Raw genomic sequence first — 18133 nt, 5'->3', positions numbered from 1 at the left:
GAGATCCATGACGGACCGATACCAGGGCCGAGGCCCTCGCGCGGGACGCCGCGCCGGTGGAGACCCCCTACGTGGTCTGCGTCGGGGCGAGCTGCGTGAGGACGAGCAGGGCGTCGACGAGGTCCTCTGCGGGGGCGCCGGTGGCCAGGCGGCGCAGTTGCTGCCCGAAGACCAGGGCGACCGCCGCGCCCGCCAGCCGCTCGGGGTCCGCGACGCCGAGGCGGGTCAGGATCCGGGCGGCCAGCAGGTCGTAGGCGGCGAAGCATTCGGCCGCGGCGGCGCGCAGCCGTTCGTCGCGGCCGGCCTGGACGTACAGCTCGAAGGGCGCGATGTGGCGGCTGTCGAAGGCGTTGCCGCCCGCGACCTGCGCCACCACCTCGGCCGCCTGGCCGATGCCGAACCGCTCGTCGGTGCACGCGTCGGCGAGCGCGGTGAAGTGCCGCGTCTCCTCGGCCACGAACTGCAGCAGGCTCTCGCGCAGCAGCTCGTGCTGGGTGGCGAAGTGGTAGGTGACCGAACCGAGCGAGACCCCGGCCTCCTTGGCGATCCGCCGGTTGGTGACGGCGGCCACGCCGTCCTGCCCGATGATCCTCAGCACGGCGTCGATGATGCTCTGGCGGGTGTCGGAAGCAGCGGGCATGTCGGCATTCTGCCCCATCGGCCGCCGTGAACGACCCGGCAGGGTGCGGGATTCGGGGCCGTCCGGGGTGTGGACAGGCAGGGGAGGGGTCCCTATTGTTCGTTCGAACGAACAACTCAAGGCCGCCGCACGGGAGTCAGCGTGGACATATCCGGATCGAACGTTCTCCTCACCGGGGCCACCGGCGGCATAGGCTCCGCCCTGGCGGCGAGTCTGGCGGCCGAAGGCGCCCGCCTCACGGTCACCGGGCGCCGCCCGGAGGCCCTCCGGGCCACCGCGGAGGCCTGCGGCGCCCGCACCGTGGTCGCCGATCTGGCCGTCCGGTCCGACGTCGTCCGGCTCGCCGAGGCCTGTGCGGAGACGGACGTCCTCGTCGCGAACGCGGCCCTGCCCGCCAGCGGCGACCTCCTGGACTACACCGGGGAACAGCTCGACCGCGCCCTCGACGTCAACCTGCGGGCGCCCCTCCAGCTCTCCCGGCTCCTCGCCGCACACATGGTGGCCCGCGGCCGCGGCCACATCGTGCTGGTCGGCTCCATCTCCGGCAAGGCGGCGACCAAGTCGACCTCCCTGTACAACGCGACGAAGTTCGGACTGCGCGGATTCGCCCTCGCGCTGCGCCAGGAACTCCGGGGCACGGGCGTGGGGGTGTCCCTCGTCCAGCCCGGGTTCGTCCGTGACGCGGGGATGTTCGCGGCCACGGGCGCCACCCCGCCGAGCGGCATCAGGACCGTGACACCCGCGCAGGTCGCCGGCGGAGTCGTACGGGCGGTCCGCCACGACCGGTGCGAGGTCAACGTGGCGCCGCTGGAGCTGAGGCTGCTCAGCGCCATCGCCGGACAGTTCCCCGGCTTCGCCGAGCGGATCCAGGCCCGAGCGGGCATCGACGGCTCCGTGCGACAGATCGTCGAGGCCCAGCGCTCGCACCGGTAGGAGTGTCCGGCAGTCCCGTCCGTACTCGCACCCGCACGTCCTCGCCCCGTACCCCTCCCATGCCCCCTCATGTGAACGGAGTGCATGACCGTGCCGAGCCAACACCACCCCGGCGCAGTGCCCGGCCCGCCCCCCGGTCCCGGTGTCGAGCGCCGGTCACTGCTCCGATTAGGAGCCCTCCTGGCCGCGGGCGGAGCCGCCGCGGTGGTCCCCGCGCCGATCGCCTCCGCCTCGACGCGCGGCCAGGGGACCGACACGGTGACGACCACCTACACGGGCCGCGCCCCGTACGGCAACGACCAGTGGGCGTACGTCGCCTTCGAGGTCCCCGCCGGAGTGCAGCGGATCTCCGTCGCCACCACCCACGACGGCTCCGCCGGCATCCTCGATCTCGGCGTCTTCGGCACCACCGGCTTCCGCGGCTGGTCGGGCGGCGCACGGACCGGCTTCACCCTCGCCGCGTCGGACGCCACCCCCGGCTACGTGCCCGGGCCCGTCGAGCCCGGCCGCTGGTCCGTCATCCTGGGGCCGATGGTCGCCAGCCCCGACGGCATGGCCTGGCAGGTCGACGTCACCCTCCACCACGGAGCCCCGCTGCCCGGTGCGCCGTACGACATCCTGCCCGCCGCGGTGGCCGGGCGGGGCCCGGGCTGGTACCGGGGCGACCTGCACCTGCACAGCGTGCACTCCGACGGCCAGCGCACGGTGGACGAGATCGTCGCGGCCGCCCGCCGGGAGGGGCTGCACTTCATCGCCACCTCCGACCACAACACCAGCTCCACCGGCGTGACGTGGCAGGGGAACGTCCCCACCGACCTGCTGGTGATCAACGCGGAGGAGGTCACCACCCGGCACGGCCACTGGCTGGCCGTCGGCCTGCCGCAGGGCGAGTGGGTGGACTGGCGCTACGGCCCCGCGAACCAGGGGGTGTTCGAGGAGCACGCCCGGCGCGTGCACAGTCTGGGCGGGCTGACGATCGCCGCCCATCCGCTCACCCCGGCACCGGGGTCCTTCTGGGAGTTCGGCCTCGACCGGGTGGACGCGCTGGAGGTGTGGAACGGACCGTGGACCCTGGACGACGCGGCCAACATCGCCGCCTGGCACGCCATGCTCTGCCTCGGCAAACGGGTCGCCGCCGTCGGCAACAGCGACGCCCACAGCCCCGCGGACGCCGTCGGCCGCCCGCACAACGTGGTGCGCGCGGCCGGTCTGTCGACCCCCGCGGTCCTGGACGCGCTGCGCACGGGCCGGTCGTACGCCGTCGAATCCGCCGCCGTGACCCTGGACTTCACCGCCCGGAACGGCGCGGCGGTCGCCGGGCCCGGTGAGGAGCTGCCCCTGTCGTTCTTCGACGCGGTCGACGTGACCCTGGACGTGACGGGCGCCCCGGACAGCATCGCCACCCTCTACACCGAGTGGGGCATCATGGCCGCCACCGGCATCGACGGGAGCGGCCGGGGGCGACTGAGGTGGCGCGGCTGGGGCAAGGCCTCGATGTTCGCCCGGGCGGAGGTCCGCCGGCTGGGGCCCGCCTCGACCACGCTGGATCAACTCGTGGCCATCACCAACCCGGTGTGGTTCTACTCCGCGCAACAGCCCCCGTACGACGTCGAGCGGCGCGTGCTCTTCCACACGGAGCGCCGTACCGACGGCTCGTGGAGCAGCATGCGTCCGCTGCCGGGTGCCGTCGGCGCCGCCTCGTTCGCCGGGGCGCAGAGCGCCGCGGCGGGCATGGCGGACGGCTCCGTGGTGGTGCTGGGCATCGCGCCCGACAACGGCCTGTGGCTGACCACCCTGCGGGGCTCGGCCACGCTCCAGCCCTGGCAGCGCGTCCCGGGACCGGACGGCTCGACCGGCTTCACCGTCCGGGAGGCGGACATCGCGGCCTTCCCCGACGGCACCTGCCAGATCGTGGCGACGGCCATGGACGGCACCGCCTACCACCAGCAGCGGCGTGCCGACGGCGCGCTGCCCGGCTTCCGGGCCGTGCCCGGCTCGCCCGCGACGAGCCGCTGGGGTGCGACGAAGGTGGCGATCACCGCCATGCCCGACGGGTCCGCCCAGCTGCTCGGCTACGGCATGGACGGCGCCATGTACCACTGCGTGCGCGGGCGCGGCGGTACGTGGACGCCCTGGGGACGCCTGGCCGGCTACAACGGGGCCGCGACGTTCTCCGGCCCGGCCCTGGCGATCGCCGGGATGCCCGACGGGTCCTCTCAGGTCCTGGCGATCGGGCTGGACGGGATCGTGTACCACCAACTGCGGCGGCCCGACGGCTCCTGGACCGGATTCCGGCCCCCGCGGGGCGTCACCACCCCCACCATGGGTGCGAGTGCCATCGGCATCGCGGGAACGCCCGACGGCTCGGCCCAGGTCGTGGCGGTCGGGCTCGACGGACGGGTCTGGCACGACGTCAGGCTGCCGGACGGTTCCTGGACCCCGTTCGGCCGGATACCCGGCCCGAACGGGAGGGACCCCTTCCCCGCCGGGCAGGTCCACATCACCGCCCTGCGCGACGGCACCACGCACGTGACGGCCATCAGCGCCGGCTAGAGCGTCCCGTGTCCCGTGTCCGTGGCGTTCAGGCGGTGAGGCCGGCCCGCCTGAGCGCTACTTGGGACAGGTCGCGGATGGCCTGCTCGTCACCCCGCCGCCAGGCATCGGCGAGGCCCCCCGCCGGGACCGGGACCGCCGCCAGGTCCTTCACCGGTCCGGTCAGCGCCCGCAGGGCCAGGAGATCGGCGCCGCCGGGAGCGTCGAGCAGCCCGCGGATCCGGGCGCTGCGCCTGATCCAGCGCACGCGCGGGGGAAGCCAGAGGGCCAGTACGAGCGCCACGCAGACGACGATCAGGCCGATCGCCGTCAGGTCGGCCACCCGGCCCACCCAGTCCTGCATCGACTGCCCCGCGTCCGAGAGCCCGTTGCCCGCCTCGGCCGCGGACTGCAGCGGCTTCTTCAGGATCCCCCCGATCAGCGGTACGTCCGCCGCCGCGTTCCCCGCGTCGTCGAGGCCGGAGGCGAGGCTGCCGCTCGCGTCCTCCAGCTTCCGCCCCGGCTCGGCGAGGACCATGATCCCGTCGTGGACCGCCACGGCGAACCTCACCGCGGCCGCCACCAGCACCACGGCCAGCAGATCGGCCAGTACCTGCCGGATGCGGCGTGCTCGGGTCTGGGCGTAGAGGCGCATGGGATGCTCCTGTTCCGGCGACATCAAACGGACGAGAACGACCGCCGTGACGAAGGGCCACGGCCCATCGGCCCGACCGTACGCGCCTCCCGCCCCGCCGGGCATCCGCCCGTGCCGGGGGACGGGAGGAGGCCGAGGGCGCCGACGATGCCGAGGGTCCTCGGGTCAGGCTCCGGGTCGGACCGGGCCGATGGCGGTGCCGGGGGCCACCTCGAAGCCGCCTGCGGCGACGGAGGTGCCCGGGATGTCGCCGCCCGGGGCGCGGAGGGTGAACGACGCCTCGTCCGCAGGGGTGCCGTGACCCTGCTCGGGGACCCGGATGTCGAAGTGGACCGGTCGGCCCGGCCCGAAGGTCACGACGGCCGTCTGGTCGCCGTAGCGGCCGGGCGTGAGACCGAGCGTCGTTCCGCGGTGCGCGAAGGCCACGTCGGCGGGGGAACCGAGCAGCCTGCAGGCCGCGTACCCCTTCGGCGCGGTCAGGGTGACGCGGAAGTGGAGGTGCCCCGAACCGGCCCGGTCCCGTGTGATCTTCGCGAGGTGGTTGGCCGGCCGGCAGGCCGACGGGGCTGCGACGCCGCCCGCCGTCACCGCACGCGCGCTGCCGGCGCCTGCGACGGCCGCGAGAACGAGGGTGGTGACGATGACGCGCGTACGGTTCGTTCGCATGCCGGATTCTCCCTGCCTTGCCCGTGCGGCTCCGTCGTCGCCGCATCTCCCGGAACGCCAACAGAAGACCAGGTTGGTCCGCCGGCGGCGCGGACACTCCACGGAGCGGTGATCGTTCTACCCGGCCGGGTGTGCGGGGCCTGCGGGGCCTGCGCCACGGCGTGCGCCGTACACGGTGTCCGCGGCGTCCACGACCGGATCGCGGCTACCGTCTGTGCGGCCAGGCCGGCCGGCGGCGCGAGATGCGGCGTCCGCGTTCGGACGGGGCCTGCGGGGCCAGGGCGAACGACACCGTGATGTGGGCCCCTCCCAGGGGGCTGCGGCCGATGCACACCGAGCCGCCCGTCGCGGTCGCGGCCCGCCCCGCGATGTCGAGACCCAGCCCGGTGGAACCGGTGCTGCTCCCGCGGGAGAGCGCCAGTTCCGGTTCGGGGATGCCCGGCCCGCCGTCCTCCACGACCAGCTCCACCGCCTGGGCCGTCCGCACCACCCGCACGCCGAACGGGGTCCCGGGCGCGGTGTGGCGGAAGATGTTGCCGATGAGCGCGTCCACCACGGCGGCGACGTCGTCGTCGGAGAGGCCGACGGCCGTGGGTTCCTGGGTCAGATCGACGCAGCAGGACCGGTTCTGCTGCTCCGCGAGGACCGACCAGAAGGCGGTGCGGCGGCGCACCACCTCGGCGGCCTCGCAGCGCGGGCAGGACGCCCCGGCGCCCGCCGTGTCCGGGCCCGCGTGCGGTTCCGTGCCGAGCATGCCCTGGCCCATGGGGCCCACGGCGAGCGGGGTGCGCGCCGCGGCGATGATCGCCCGCAGTTCGGCCTCCAGTTCACCGACGGCCGCCTCGACCCGCGCCGACTCGGGTGTGCCCGCCATGCGCTCCGACGCGAGGTGCAGTGCGGTGAGCGGCGTACGCAGCCGGTGGGACAGATCGGCCACGAGTTCGCGCTCGACGGCCAGCAGTTCGGTCATCCGGTGCGCCATCGCGTTGAAGGCGATGCCCGCGTCCCGCAGCTCCCTGGGGCCCACCGGGTCCACGCGGGTGTCCAGGTCGCCCTGGCCGAGTGCGCGCGAGGCCTGGGCGAGCTTCCTGGAGGACCTGACGACCTTCGCGCCGAGACGGTCGGCGACCAGGACGGAACCGCCGATCAGCGCCACCGCGAGGAAGGACATGACGGCCCACGACTCCTTGACCCCGTGGGTCAGTTCCTCCTCGGGCACGAAGTTCTCGATCACGGCGACCCGGTCGCCGGGGAGCACCACCGGCTGCAGGCATATCCAGCCGTCCGGGATCTCCTGGGAGATGGACTCCCGCCCCTGCTGGGCCCGTTCGAGCAGCGCCTCGGGCGCCTTGGAGCTGCCGAGGGCCTCGGCGTCCGCCGGCAGGTGGATCACCAGCTGCTGTGCCGGGTCCAGGCTCGCGGCGGACTCCCGCAGTGCGGACGGATCCGTGGTGAGGGTGAGGATGGGGGCCAGGGCGGCGGCGCGCTGCTCGGCCGCGGTGACGGCCTGCGCCTTGACCAGCGACATCACCAGTGCGCCCAGCGGTATGAGGAAGGAGAGGGCGACCATGGAGGTCACGGCGAGCGCCACTCCGGCCAGCGAACGCCTCAACGGGGTGCCACCAATTTGATGCCGACTCCGCGCACGGTCAGCAGGTAGCGCGGGGCCGCCGCCCGTTCGCCGAGCTTGCGGCGCAGGGACGACAGGTGGACGTCCACGGTCTGGTCGTCGACGTACGGCTCGCGCCAGACCTCGGTCAGCAGACGGCGTTTGGAGACGACCTGGCCGGGGTGGCGGGCGAGGAACGCGAGCAGGTCGAACTCCCGCCGGGTGAGGCGCAGCTCCACCCCGGCCAGGTACGCGGTGCGTGCGCCCGGGTCCACCGCGAGTTCGCCCACGGTGGTGGGGTGCAGCCCGTCGGCCGCCGGAGCGGGATGTGCCACCGGCGCTCCCCGCGTTCCCGGCGCCGGTCCGGTGGCGGGGACATGAGTGGTGCGCCGCAGGACGGCCGAGAGGCGCGCGACGAGCTGCCCGCCGGAGAAGGGCTTGACCAGGTAGTCGTCGGCGCCCGCGTTGAGGAGGCTGATGATTTCCCGCTCGTCGTCGCGGGCGGTGGCCACCAGGACGGGTACGGAGGAGATGCCCCGGATCATGCGCAGTGCGTCTCCTCCGTCCAGATCGGGCAGGCCCAGGTCGAGGACCACCGCGTCGAGGGGCGTCTGGGTGACCTCGCGCAGGGCTCCGAACCCGTCGGCCGAGCTGCGTACGGCATACCCGTGTTCCGTCAGGACCTCGATCAGTGACTGGCGGATGCTGGGGTCGTCTTCCACGACCAGGACGCTGGGCATGGGGGACACCTTAGGGTCGGCCGGCCGGGGTGCGGCTAGTGGGGGCTGAACGTCGCGCGGTCGCCGGTGACGTGCAGGTGCACCGGGCGGTCGGAGACCGGAATGGTACAGCCGTCCTGAGTGCTGCAGCTCGCGTAGCCGATCAGCACCGTGGCGTCCCCGTCCCCGTCGGCGCGTACGGGCAGCGTGGTGGTGACCGGGCCGTCCGGGTAGACGGGCACCGGGCTTTCGACACCGGGCACGGTGATGGACCGTACCTCCGCGGCCGCCGCCAGCTTGCCGTCCGCCTTGAAGGCGCCCGTGACGGCCAGGGCCGTCGGCCTGCCCACGCCCTCGACGCCGCCGGGCGGCAGATCGGTGCTGTAGAGGTGGAAACCCTTGCGCTCGGGCGTGAAGACCGCGGTGAGCGTGCCCTTCGAGGCGTGCCAGTCGGACACCGAAAGCGTGACGGTGACCCCCTGCTCGGTGAAGCTCGTCGTGGGCGGTGCGGAGCGGTCGGCACCCCCGGTGCCTCCGGCCTGCTGAGCGCCGCAGGCCGCGAGGGCGGCGGAGAAGAGGAGGGCGGCCGAGACCCGGACCGTCCGGGAACGCCGTATGTGCTGCGTAACGTTCATGTGCGTCTCTGCATCTCTGTATGTCCGTATCCGTATGTCTGCATGTCTGCGTGTCTGTGGCTTCGTGGCCGGGAAGGGGCCGGACCGGCTCTAGAGGGCGGCGGTGGAGTCCGCGCTCCACAACTGGAGCGTGTACACGAGGTCGTTCCACACCCCGGTGGCCAGCAGTACGCCGACGAGGACGAGCAGACCTCCGCCGGTCCGCAGCACCCACGGGTAGTGGCGTTTGACCAGGCCGAATGCGTTCAGGGCGCGGCGGAAGGCCAGTGCGGCCAGGACGAACGGCAGGCCCAGCCCGAGGCAGTAGGCGGCCATCAGCAGGGCTCCGCGGGCCGCGCTCGCCTCCGTCCAGGCCAGCGCCTGGACGGCGGCCAGCGTCGGGCCGATGCAGGGGGTCCAGCCCACCGCGAACACCGCCCCCAGCACGGGGGCTCCGGCGAGCCCCAGTGCCGGCCGCCGGTGGCTGCGGAACTCCCGCTGTGCGAAGCCCGGCAGGAACCCCATGAACGACAGCCCCATCAGTACGGTGAACGCGCCGACCGCCTGGGTGATCACCTCCTGGTGGGCCAGCAGGGCGCGGCCGAAGTGGCCGAACAGGGCGCCTCCGGAGACCAGGACCGCCGTGAAGCCGAGGACGAACAGCAGGGCTCCCGCCGCCATGCGGCTGCGCCGCCCGCCGCGCGCGTCCGCCAGGTCGGAGACCGACAGGCTGGTCACGTAACTGAGATAGCCCGGAACGAGCGGCAGGACGCACGGCGAGAGGAAGGAGACGAGTCCCGCGACGAGCGCCACGGGGGCCGCGATCAGGAGGGTTCCGTTGACGAGGGAGGCGGCGTCCGTCGCGGCGGGCGTCATGACTCCTCCTCCGCGACGTGCGCGAGCACGGGCCGCAGCTGCTCCTCGGTGACGGCGCCCCCGATGCTGGCGGCGATGCGCCCGCGGCGGTCGATCACGAGGGTCGCGGGGACCGCCTGAGGGTTGAGCAGCGCGGGCGGGAAGCGCAGCAGCAGCTCTCCGGTGGGGTCGGGCAGGCTGGGGAAGCTCAGGCCGTGTGCCCGTACGAAGGACCGCGCGGCGGCCGGGTCCCGGTCGCGCGTGTTGATGCCGAGGAACCGGACTCCGTCGTCCCGGGTCCGGCGGCTGAGCCGCTCCAGGCCGTCGGCCTCCGTCCGGCACGGCCCGCACCAGGAACCCCAGACGTTCAGGACGACGACGTGGCCCCGGAGCCCGGCGAGGCTGACCGCCCTGCCGTCCAGGTCGTCGCCGGCCAGTACGGGCGCGTCGGGCCGGGAGCCGGGCTCCATGACCCGGGCCCCGGCCGCGGTTCCCACGACCGTTCCCGCCCGCCCGTCCGGCGCCCCGGGTCCGCCGTCCGTGGCGAGCCCGGCGAGGACGAGGGCGGCCGCGACGGCGAGTCCGGCCCCGGCCGGGACGAGGGCGTACGTCCGGAGCGGTCGTCTCATGACGCCCACTGGCGCAGGAAGGAGTTGATGCCCTCCGCGGTCAGGGACGGGTTGCCGGTGACGTGGGTGTCGGTGCGCACGGTGCCCGACGGGGAGACGACGACCAGCACGGGCATCGTGTAGGTGCCGCCGGAGGGGCTGTACTTGCGCAGGAGCGCGGAGTTGGCGGAGCTATTGCCGCCGATGTCGATCTTGACGAGCTGGTAGGAGCCCCCGAGGATCGCGGCGGTCTGGGGCTGGGCGAACACCTTGTCGGCGGCCTTGCAGTTGCCGCACCAGTTCGCACCGAAGTCGAGCAGCACCATCCGCCCCTCGGACTTGGCCGTGCGCAGGGCCGCGTCGATCAGCTTCTGCGCGTCGGCCGAACTGTCGTAGCCGGGCCCGGGTACGGCGGCCGGCTTGGCCGCGGTGGACGTACGGGCCGGCTTGGCCGAGGCGCCGGTGGCGGCCGCGGACCCGGCCCGGGCCGGCGAGGAGCCGGGCCGGGGGGTCGCCGACGCGGACGCGGAGGCGGAGGCGGAGGCCGTCGCGGTCGGGGACGCCTCGGGCGACGCGGTGGCGGAGTCGGTGGCGGAGGGCTCCGAGGAGGCGGGGGCCGAGGAGGGCGCGGCGGAACCCACGGGCTGGGTGGACGGCCCGCAGGCGGCGGTCAGTCCCGCCGCGACCACGGCCGCGGCGACCAGCGGCAGCCGCATCCCCCGCGGCGTGCCGGGGCGGGGCGGCTGCGTACGGCGGTCGGCGCGGACGGGTCGGAGCATGCGAGAACTCATGGCGAAGACACCCCAGGACACGGATCGGAATGCGGGAAGGGCACGGCGCCCCCCGGCTCGGTGAAACCGGCGGCCCGACGGTTCGCACGGGTCACGCCCCGGCGCCGAGGGCCGCTCGGCTGAGGCGAGCATAGGACCGCTCCGGGCCGCCGGAACCGGCTCGGCCGGATCTTGAGGTTGCCCTAAGGAACAGCTCACCTTCCGCTTCGCCGGAGCGCGTTCCGGGGGCGGGGGCAAGGCGGCCAATCCCCTCGAAGGGGGCGGATCCGGGCGGGGTCGTCGCCGGCCCGGCCGGTACGCGCGGCGTGATCAGCTCTCAGAGAGAGGACTCGCGGACGGTGGCCTTCGCCGACGGTTCGATCGTCGCCGTCACGACCGACCGGTGGTCGGCGCTGGTGAAGGTGACCGTGAGGGTGTCGTCCGCGGTCTGCGAGGTGGTGGTCTTGAAACCGCGGTCCGGGACCGCGGAGATCAGGCACACGCCGCGGCTCCCGTACCGCACGGTGACCTTGCCGCCCTGCGAGGGGACGGTGTACAGGCCCGCTCCGCCCTCCGCGCAGTCCACGGCGCTCTTCGAGGCGTTGGCCCGAGGGGTTCCCTGCGGGGCCTTGGCGGGCGTGGCCGCCGCCGAGGGGGAGGGCCGCTGCGTCGCCGAGGGCGAGGGGCTCGCGGACGCGCTCGGGGACGGCGAGCTCGGCGACGGGGTGCCCGCCTGCCACGCGGGCGGCGTCTCGATGACCGTCGGGGCGGACCGTGCCACCGGGGGCGTATGCCGGGTCGAGCCGACGACGAACTGGACCGTGGCGAGCACGGCGGTCACGCTGGCGGCCGTGCACGACAGCCATATGAGCAGGTAACGCGGAAGTCGGGGCACGGCCCCATAGTGGCGGACGCGCCGCCAAGCCCGTCACCGCCTCCCCTCTTCCGCGGAAGCCGCAGGGCCGGGGGGTAAGCAGGATGGCCGGGGAACCGCGGGGCCGGTACGGGCGGCCCGGCGGCCGGGCGGGCGAACGCCGACGTCCCCCGCACCCGGGGAGAGGTGCGGAGGACGTGGCGGCCCGATGCCGGCCGGTTACTTGGAGGCGCCGAAGTCCTGCGTCCACCACGGGCCGCCGTCGCCCTTGTGCACGCCTATGCCGATCTCCTTGAAGGCGCAGTTGAGGATGTTGGCCCGGTGGCCGGGGCTGTTCATCCACGCGTTCATCACCGCGTCCGCGTCGGACTGGCCGCGCGCGATGTTCTCGCCCAGGCGGGACCACGCGTACCCGGCGGCTTCCACCCGGCTGGTCATGGTGGACCCGTCGGGTCCGGTGTGCGACATGACGCCGCTGCGGGCCATGGTGTCGCTGTAGGCCCGTGCGGCCGCGCTCAGCTTGCTGTTCGTGGTCAGGGGGCCGCAGCCGGCGGTGGCCCGCTCCTTGTTGACCAGGGCGAGCACCGCGGACTCGCTGCCCGCGTCCACCGTGCCGGAGCCACCGGAGCCACCGGAGCCACCGGACCCCCCGGAGCCACCGGAGCCGCTGCCCGTGGTCGAGGGCTTGCGCGTGGGCTTGTCGGTCTGGGCCGGCGCCGCCTTGGCCGCGATGCTGCTCTCCGCCGCCGCGGGCTGCGCCGGAGTCGCGGAACCGGAGGCCTCGGCCCCGGGCGTCCCGGACGGGCTCGGGCTCGGCGTGGCCGAGGCCTCCGCGGTGGGGGCGGCAGGGGTGGCAGTCGCCGTTCCGGCATCGGCGCCCGCCGTCCCGGACGACGGTCCGGCGGCTCCGTCGGTGTGCCCGCCCCCGCGCGCAGCACCGTCGGAGTCGGCCACCGCGACGCCGACCGCCACCGCCGCGGCGGCCGCGGTGACGGACAGGACGATGCGCGTGCGCACCGTCTTCCTCCGTCGTTCTTCGACGCGGGACGGACGTCCGGGAGTACGGCTGGGGCTCATGCCGGTAACACCTCACAAGGCAGGGGAGGAGGGGAGTTGTGTCCGAGCCTAGGCTGGTGACCAGCGAAAAGAGCGATCCGGAGGGGTTCTTCAAGTTCCCTTAAGGAAGCCCGCAGGATGAGCACAGGGCCGATCCGGGCAATCGCCCCATGCACGACAAACCGCAAAGCGTGCGCCCTACTTCACCGAACCCGCCATCACCCCCTGCACGAAGTGCCGTTGGAAGGCGAAGAAGACGACGAGCGGTACGACCAGGGACAGGAAGGCACCCGGTGCGAGGACCCCGATGTTGCTTCCGAACTGCCGCATCTGGGACTGCAGCGCGACCGTGAGGGGCTGGGACCCGCTGTCCGCGAACAGCAGCGCCACGAGCATGTCGTTCCAGACCCAGAGGAACTGGAAGATGGCCAGGCTCGCGATGGCCGGCCGGCCGAGCGGCAGCACGAGCCGGAAGAAGATCCGCCACTCGCCCCCTCCGTCCATCCGCGCGGCTTCCAGCATCTCGCCCGGGATCTCGGCGAAGTAGTTGCGCAGCAGGAACACCGCGAACGGCAGCCCGTAGGCGACGTGGAACAGGACGACGCCGGCGATCGTGCCGAACAGCCCCACCGCCCCGAAGAGTTTGGCCACGGGTAGCAGCCCGATCTGTACGGGCACCACCAGCAGCCCGACGACGACCAGGAAGATGCCGTCGCGCCCGGGGAAGTCGAGCCAGGCGAAGGCGTATCCGGCGAGTGCCGCGATGCCGACGACCAGGACGGTGGTGGGAACCGAGATCAGGACGGTGTTCCCGAAGGCCTCCGCGATGCCCGAGTCCTTCAGCAGGGCGCCGTAGTTGTCGAGGGACAGCTGCGAGGGATCGGCCAGTGCCGTCCACCACCCGTCGGACGAGTTGTCCCGCTCGGAGCGCATCGAGGAGAGGAACAGGCCCGCGAGCGGGGTGATCCATACGAGGGCGACCAGGATCAGCAGGCCCTGGACCACCGAACCGCCCAGCAGGCGCGAGGGCCGGCGTCGTGCGACGCCGCCGTGGCTGCTCATGCTCCACTCCTTCGGAAACGCCGGATGTTGAAGACCATCGCCGGGACGACCAGCAGGAGGAGCACCACGCTCAGGGCGCTGCCGAGCCCCTGGTCGTTGCCGCCCCCGAAGGAGACCAGCCACATCCGGGTGGCCAGTACGTTCGCTTCCTCCTGGACCGGTCCCGGCGCGATGATGTAGACGAGGTCGAAGACCTTCATCACGTTGATCACGAGGGTCACGAACACCACCGTGAGCACCGGCGCGAGCAGCGGGACGGTGATCCTGCGGAAGATCTGGCCCTCGCTGGCGCCGTCCATCCGCGCGGCCTCCAGCGCGTCGCGCGGGATCGCCGCGAGCCCGGCGCCGATCAGGACCATCGCGAAGCCGGTCCACACCCACAGGTAGGCGCCGATGATGGCGGGCGTCACCAGCGCCGGTCCGAGCCAGTTCACGCCCTGGTAGGGGGCCGCGAAGTTGGCCGCGGGCAGCTGTACGGTGTACTCGCCGTCGGCCAGCCCGGCGAAGTGGAACGATCCGTCTTCGGCGGCGGTCGTGGCCGCGGCGACCCGGCCGTCCCGCACGGCCTCGACCTTCATGCCGGGCAGGCCCTTCTCGCCCGGGTCGACCTTGCCCGGTGTGCCGGCGCCGCCGGGGGCGAAGTCGAGGTAGACGACGCCCCCGATCCCGTCCGCGGAGGGGGCCGCGGCGGCGGCGGACTTCGCGCCGCCGGGTACCTCGCCGGGAGCGACCCCGACGAAGCCGAGACTGACCGAGCCCCCGGTCCGTACGGTCTTCTCGGTGCTGTACGGGCCGCCCGCCCGGCCGGTCAGGCCCTGGCCCTCCCGGATGCGGGCCGTCGGATAGGCGGCGGCGTCGTCGAAGGCGTCGTGGACGCCGACGACGACCGCGTTGAGCACGCCCCGGTTCGGGTCCTGCTCGTAGGCGAGGCGGAAGACGATGCCCGCGGCGAGGAACGACACGGCCATCGGCAGGAAGAGCACCAGCTTGAAGGCGGTCGCCCAGCGCACCTTCTCGGTGAGCACGGCCAGCATCAGCCCGAGCCCGGTCAGCAGGACGGGGGCGGCGACGACCCAGATGGTGCTGTTGCGGATCGCCTTGAGGGTGGCGGGGTCGTGCACGATCGCCGCGTAGTTGCCGACCCCGACGAACCGGTCGCCGTCGGCGTCGAAGAGGCTGCGGCCGACGGAGAAGACGACCGGGTAGACGACCAGTGCCCCGAGCAGCAGCAGGGCGGGCAGTACGAAGACGATCGCGAGGCGGCGTTTCCTCCGCAGGGCCAGGCGCCGGGGGTCGGGCGGGGTGCGGACGCTCCGGGTGCCGGGTGTGCGGGTGCCGGGCGTCCGCGTGCCCGCGGTCAGGGTGTCAGCCATGGTGGGCCGCCTCAGTTCCCGTACGCCTTGGCGGCCTCGGCTTCGAGCTTCGCGGCCGTGCCCTGCGGGTCCGACGGGTCGCGCAGGAAGTCCTGGAGGAGCTTCCATTCGCCCGCGCCCTTCGTGCCGCCGAACGCCGCCGGGGCCTGGTCCGACATGTCGAAGCGGACCGAATCACCCGCCGCGACCAGCGACTTGGCCGTGTTGCGCGTGGTGTCGTCGCCGTACGCGGCGAGGTCGACCTTGGTGTTCGGGGAGAGGAAGCCGCCCGCGCCGGCCCAGACCTCGGCCGCCTCGGGGCCGGCCAGGAATTCGAGGAGCTTCATGCCGGCCTTGCCGTTCTTGCCGTCCTTGAGGACGACGGCCGCGTCACCGCCGCTGACCACGGGCGCCGTACCGCCGTCGACCGCGGGGAACGGGAAGAACTTCGCGTCCTCTCCCAGCTTCTTGCCGAACTGGTCCTTGGCGATCCCGCCCACGAAGTCGCCCTCGTAGACCATGCCCGCCTTGGGGTCGGGGCCGAAGACCTGCTCGACCGAGGAGGGGAAGTCGGTGCCGAGGGCCGTCTGGGCGCCGCCGGCCACGAGCTGCTTGTCCTTGAACAGTTCGCCGAGCGTGGTCAGCGCCTTGACGACGCTGTCGTCGGTCCACTTGAGCGTGTGCCGGGCGAGCTGGTCGTACTTCTGCGGCCCCGCCTGCGAGAGGTAGATGTTCTCGAACCAGTCGGTGAGGGTCCAGCCGTCCTCGCCGGCTATGGCGAAGGCCGGGCGGCCCGAGTCGGCGAGGGTGCGGCCCGCCTTCAGCAGGTCGGCGTAGCTCTTGGGCTCGGCGACGCCGGCCTGGCTGAAGGCCTGCGGGGCGTACCAGACCGTCGACTTGTGGGCGGCCTTGAAGTACACGCCGTAGTACGTGCCGTCGACGCTGCCGTACTCCTTCCACACCGGGGCGAGCGAGGAGCCGGCCGTCTTGGCGGCCTCGTCGGACAGCGGCTGGAGCCAGCCTTCCTTGGCGAACTGCCGGAGCACGCCCACCTGGGGGACCATCACCACGTCGGGTGCGTTGCCGCCCTCGATCTTGCTGCCGACGAAGGTGGACACGTTGTCGCCGGAGGGGACGAAGACGGTCTTGGCGCCGGTCTTCGCGGTGAAGGCGTCCAGGACCTTCTTGAAGTTCTTCTGCTCGCTGCCCGTCCAGACACCGGCCACGGTGACGGTCTGGCCGCTGAGTTCGCCGCCGCTCGCCGGTCCGGTGGTGCCGCCGCCACAGGCGGTGGCGCCGAGGGCGAGGGCGAGGGCCGCCGAGGCGGTGGCCGCGGTGCGCCGGGTCGTCTTGCCGGGTCGTCGCATGATGAGGTCCTTTACGGGTTCGGGTTCGGGTTCGGGGAGGAGGGGAGGCCGCCGGAACGGCCCGGCTGGCCGGACGCCGCGGCTCACGGAGCCGGGCACTCGGCCGTCCACCACGCGGCGGTCGACGCAGGCAGCACGCCTTCGGGGCAGGGGCCGCTGGCGAGCAGCGGGGCCCCGGCGACGGGGGCGGGCACCGGATCCGGGCCGAAGTTGACGGCGCAGACGAGGCCGTCGCCGCGGGCCATCGCGAGCACCTGCTCGGGGGCCTCCAACCAGCGCAGGGTGCCCTCGCCGAGTTGGGGGAGGCTGCGCCGCAGCTGGAGGCCTTCGCGGTAGAGGTGCCAGAAGGAACGGGTGTCCGCCAGGGCCCGGTCGGTGGAGTGCTCGGCGAACCACTCGGGCTGCGGCAGCCACGGACTCGCGCCCGGCACGCCCTGGCTGAAGCCGAACGGGGAGGCGTGCCCCGACCAGGGCAGCGGCACCCGGCAGCCGTCCCGGACGTGCTTGCGGCTGCCGGTGCGGTGGAAGATCGGATCGGTGAGGACCTCGTCCGGCAGGTCGAGGACCTCGGGCAGTCCGAGCTCCTCGCCCTGGTAGACGTAGGCCGCGCCGGGCAGGGCGAGCATCAGCAGGGCGGCGGCGCGGGCCCGGGCGGCGCCCAGTCCGCTGCCCTCCACCCCGGGCTCGCCCGCGTAGCGGGTGACCGTACGGACCTGGTCGTGGTTGTTGAGCACCCAGGTGACGGTGGAACCGGTGCCGGCGATGTCGCGTATCGCCTCGGTGATCGTCGCGCGGAAGGCGCCGGCGTCCCAGGGCGCGCTGAGCAGGTCGAAGAAGAACGCCTGGTGCAGTTCGTCGGGGCGGACGTACGCGGCGTGCTCGCGCGCGGTCGGTACGGACACCTCGCCGACCAGCAGCCGCTCCCGGCCGTCCCGCATGCCGTACTCCTCGCACACCGCCCGCCAGCGCCGCCACACGCCGTGGACCTCGGGCTGGTTCCAGGCCAGCTGGTTGACGGCGTCGCGGGCGCGCTCGTCGGCTCCGGGGTCTTCGGAGTCGGGCAGTTCGGGGTGCTTGAACAGTCCGGCGGCGACATCGATGCGGAAGCCGTCGACACCGCGGTCCAGCCAGAAGCGCAGCACCCGCTCGAACTCGTCGCCGACGGCCGGGTCCCGCCAGTTCAGGTCGGGCTGCTCGGGGGTGAACAGGTGGAGGTACCACTCGCCGGGGGCGCCGTCGGGCTCCTGGACGCGGCTCCAGGCGGGACCGCCGAACATCGCGCGCCAGTTGTTGGGCGGCTCGGCCCCGGACGGCCCGCGGCCGGGGGCGAAGTGGAAGCGGGAGCGCTGCGCGCTGCCCGGCGCCGCGGCGAGCGCCGCGCGGAACCACGGGTGCTCGCTCGAACAGTGGTTGGGGACGATGTCGAGCAGCAGTTTGAGCCCGAGGCGGTGGACGTCGGCGACCAGCCGGTCGAACTCGGCGAGGTCGCCGTAGACGGGGTCGACACCGCAGTAGTCGGCGACGTCGTAGCCGTGGTCGTGCTGCGGGGACGGATAGAACGGGCTGAGCCAGATGCCGTCGACGCCGAGCTTGCGCAGGTAGGGGAGTCCGGCCCGGACACCGGCCAGGTCGCCGATGCCGTCGCCGGTGCTGTCGAGGAAGCTGCGGACGTAGACCTGGTAGATCACCGCGTCGCGCCACCAGGGGGCCGGCGTCGGGGCGGTGCGGGAGGAGGGGCCGGTGTCGGCCGGAAGGGTGCTGAGCATCTCGCGTCGACCTGTTCTGCTGAATGCGAGAGCGCCCCAGAGCGGGTGCGCCGTT

Annotated in this window: 17 protein-coding genes; 2 read left to right on the top strand and 15 right to left on the bottom strand. The window is 73.5% G+C overall.

Going from position 1 to position 18133, the window contains the following annotated elements; genetic code table 11:
• Window positions 1-67: 67 nt before the first annotated feature.
• Window positions 68-640, bottom strand: a complete 573-nt coding sequence (locus ACFYZS_RS06100; protein WP_389007302.1) for a TetR/AcrR family transcriptional regulator — start codon at window positions 638-640, stop codon at window positions 68-70.
• A 141-nt stretch (window positions 641-781) separates the two neighbouring features.
• Here ACFYZS_RS06100 and ACFYZS_RS06095 point away from each other — a divergent pair, with 141 nt between their 5' ends.
• Together ACFYZS_RS06095 and ACFYZS_RS06090 are read left to right on the top strand one after the other, a co-directional pair.
• A complete protein-coding gene (locus tag ACFYZS_RS06095; RefSeq protein ID WP_389007301.1) occupies window positions 782-1573 on the top strand; it encodes an SDR family NAD(P)-dependent oxidoreductase in 792 nt (263 codons plus the stop codon).
• 84 nt (window positions 1574-1657) lie between these two features.
• Window positions 1658-4126, top strand: coding sequence for a CehA/McbA family metallohydrolase (locus ACFYZS_RS06090; RefSeq protein ID WP_389007299.1), 2469 nt, complete (start codon window positions 1658-1660; stop codon window positions 4124-4126).
• Window positions 4127-4154: 28 nt separating this feature from the next.
• On the opposite strand, the gene ACFYZS_RS06085 is transcribed toward ACFYZS_RS06090, so the two are convergent.
• The 14 genes from ACFYZS_RS06085 to ACFYZS_RS06020 form a co-directional block, all read right to left on the bottom strand.
• Window positions 4155-4760: a hypothetical protein gene (locus ACFYZS_RS06085; RefSeq protein ID WP_389007297.1), complete on the bottom strand. Its 606-nt coding sequence runs from the start codon at window positions 4758-4760 to the stop codon at window positions 4155-4157.
• A 165-nt stretch (window positions 4761-4925) separates the two neighbouring features.
• A complete protein-coding gene (locus tag ACFYZS_RS06080) occupies window positions 4926-5426 on the bottom strand; it encodes a DUF4232 domain-containing protein (RefSeq protein ID WP_389007295.1) in 501 nt (166 codons plus the stop codon).
• A gap of 205 nt (window positions 5427-5631) precedes the next feature.
• On the bottom strand, window positions 5632-7038 hold the full coding sequence (locus ACFYZS_RS06075; RefSeq protein WP_389007294.1) for an ATP-binding protein: 1407 nt from the start codon (window positions 7036-7038) through the stop codon (window positions 5632-5634).
• Window positions 7035-7775: a response regulator transcription factor gene (locus tag ACFYZS_RS06070; protein WP_389007292.1), complete on the bottom strand. Its 741-nt coding sequence runs from the start codon at window positions 7773-7775 to the stop codon at window positions 7035-7037. The genes ACFYZS_RS06075 and ACFYZS_RS06070 overlap by 4 nt, the downstream gene beginning before the upstream one ends.
• Window positions 7776-7810: 35 nt before the next feature.
• Window positions 7811-8389 (bottom strand): hypothetical protein, encoded by a 579-nt coding sequence (locus tag ACFYZS_RS06065; protein WP_389007291.1) that lies wholly within the window; start codon window positions 8387-8389, stop codon window positions 7811-7813.
• A 90-nt stretch (window positions 8390-8479) separates the two neighbouring features.
• Window positions 8480-9244, bottom strand: coding sequence for a cytochrome c biogenesis CcdA family protein (locus ACFYZS_RS06060; RefSeq protein WP_389007289.1), 765 nt, complete (start codon window positions 9242-9244; stop codon window positions 8480-8482).
• Entirely contained in the window at window positions 9241-9852 is a 612-nt protein-coding gene (locus ACFYZS_RS06055; RefSeq protein ID WP_389007287.1) for a TlpA disulfide reductase family protein, read from the bottom strand. Before ACFYZS_RS06055 ends, ACFYZS_RS06060 begins: the two co-directional genes overlap by 4 nt.
• Window positions 9849-10610 carry a thioredoxin family protein gene (locus ACFYZS_RS06050; RefSeq protein ID WP_389007285.1) on the bottom strand — a complete coding sequence of 254 codons (762 nt, stop codon included), beginning with the start codon at window positions 10608-10610 and terminating at the stop codon, window positions 9849-9851. Before ACFYZS_RS06050 ends, ACFYZS_RS06055 begins: the two co-directional genes overlap by 4 nt.
• Window positions 10611-10938: 328 nt before the next feature.
• Entirely contained in the window at window positions 10939-11496 is a 558-nt protein-coding gene (locus ACFYZS_RS06045; RefSeq protein WP_389007283.1) for a hypothetical protein, read from the bottom strand.
• A 198-nt stretch (window positions 11497-11694) separates the two neighbouring features.
• Window positions 11695-12492 (bottom strand): CAP domain-containing protein, encoded by a 798-nt coding sequence (locus ACFYZS_RS06040; protein ID WP_389007281.1) that lies wholly within the window; start codon window positions 12490-12492, stop codon window positions 11695-11697.
• 237 nt (window positions 12493-12729) lie between these two features.
• Window positions 12730-13593: a carbohydrate ABC transporter permease gene (locus tag ACFYZS_RS06035; RefSeq protein ID WP_389007279.1), complete on the bottom strand. Its 864-nt coding sequence runs from the start codon at window positions 13591-13593 to the stop codon at window positions 12730-12732.
• A complete protein-coding gene (locus ACFYZS_RS06030; protein WP_389007277.1) occupies window positions 13590-14966 on the bottom strand; it encodes an ABC transporter permease subunit in 1377 nt (458 codons plus the stop codon). The genes ACFYZS_RS06035 and ACFYZS_RS06030 overlap by 4 nt, the downstream gene beginning before the upstream one ends.
• Window positions 14967-14977: 11 nt before the next feature.
• Window positions 14978-16312: an ABC transporter substrate-binding protein gene (locus ACFYZS_RS06025; RefSeq protein ID WP_389007275.1), complete on the bottom strand. Its 1335-nt coding sequence runs from the start codon at window positions 16310-16312 to the stop codon at window positions 14978-14980.
• Window positions 16313-16395: 83 nt separating this feature from the next.
• Window positions 16396-18078, bottom strand: a complete 1683-nt coding sequence (locus tag ACFYZS_RS06020) for a glycoside hydrolase family 13 protein (RefSeq protein WP_389007273.1) — start codon at window positions 18076-18078, stop codon at window positions 16396-16398.
• Window positions 18079-18133 lie beyond the last annotated feature (55 nt).

Origin of the sequence: Streptomyces sp. NPDC001903, assembly GCF_042891345.1 — a bacterium.
In the GTDB taxonomy this organism is placed as follows: domain Bacteria; phylum Actinomycetota; class Actinomycetes; order Streptomycetales; family Streptomycetaceae; genus Streptomyces.
The sequence above is the reverse complement of the archived record's forward strand: the minus strand, read 5'-3'. Positions and strand labels throughout refer to the sequence as shown.

Excerpts from the sequence above, each read along its gene's own strand:
- ACFYZS_RS06100 (WP_389007302.1), bottom strand. The coding sequence starts at position 640 with ATGCCCGCTGCTTCCGACACCCGCCAGAGCATCATCGACGCCGTGCTG.
- ACFYZS_RS06090 (WP_389007299.1), top strand. The coding sequence starts at position 1,658 with ATGACCGTGCCGAGCCAACACCACCCCGGCGCAGTGCCCGGCCCGCCC.
- ACFYZS_RS06085 (WP_389007297.1), bottom strand. The coding sequence starts at position 4,760 with ATGCGCCTCTACGCCCAGACCCGAGCACGCCGCATCCGGCAGGTACTG.
- ACFYZS_RS06080 (WP_389007295.1), bottom strand. The coding sequence starts at position 5,426 with ATGCGAACGAACCGTACGCGCGTCATCGTCACCACCCTCGTTCTCGCG.
- ACFYZS_RS06070 (WP_389007292.1), bottom strand. The coding sequence starts at position 7,775 with ATGCCCAGCGTCCTGGTCGTGGAAGACGACCCCAGCATCCGCCAGTCA.
- ACFYZS_RS06065 (WP_389007291.1), bottom strand. The coding sequence starts at position 8,389 with ATGAACGTTACGCAGCACATACGGCGTTCCCGGACGGTCCGGGTCTCG.
- ACFYZS_RS06060 (WP_389007289.1), bottom strand. The coding sequence starts at position 9,244 with ATGACGCCCGCCGCGACGGACGCCGCCTCCCTCGTCAACGGAACCCTC.
- ACFYZS_RS06055 (WP_389007287.1), bottom strand. The coding sequence starts at position 9,852 with ATGAGACGACCGCTCCGGACGTACGCCCTCGTCCCGGCCGGGGCCGGA.
- ACFYZS_RS06050 (WP_389007285.1), bottom strand. The coding sequence starts at position 10,610 with ATGCTCCGACCCGTCCGCGCCGACCGCCGTACGCAGCCGCCCCGCCCC.
- ACFYZS_RS06035 (WP_389007279.1), bottom strand. The coding sequence starts at position 13,593 with ATGAGCAGCCACGGCGGCGTCGCACGACGCCGGCCCTCGCGCCTGCTG.
- ACFYZS_RS06030 (WP_389007277.1), bottom strand. The coding sequence starts at position 14,966 with ATGGCTGACACCCTGACCGCGGGCACGCGGACGCCCGGCACCCGCACA.
- ACFYZS_RS06025 (WP_389007275.1), bottom strand. The coding sequence starts at position 16,312 with ATGCGACGACCCGGCAAGACGACCCGGCGCACCGCGGCCACCGCCTCG.
- ACFYZS_RS06020 (WP_389007273.1), bottom strand. The coding sequence starts at position 18,078 with ATGCTCAGCACCCTTCCGGCCGACACCGGCCCCTCCTCCCGCACCGCC.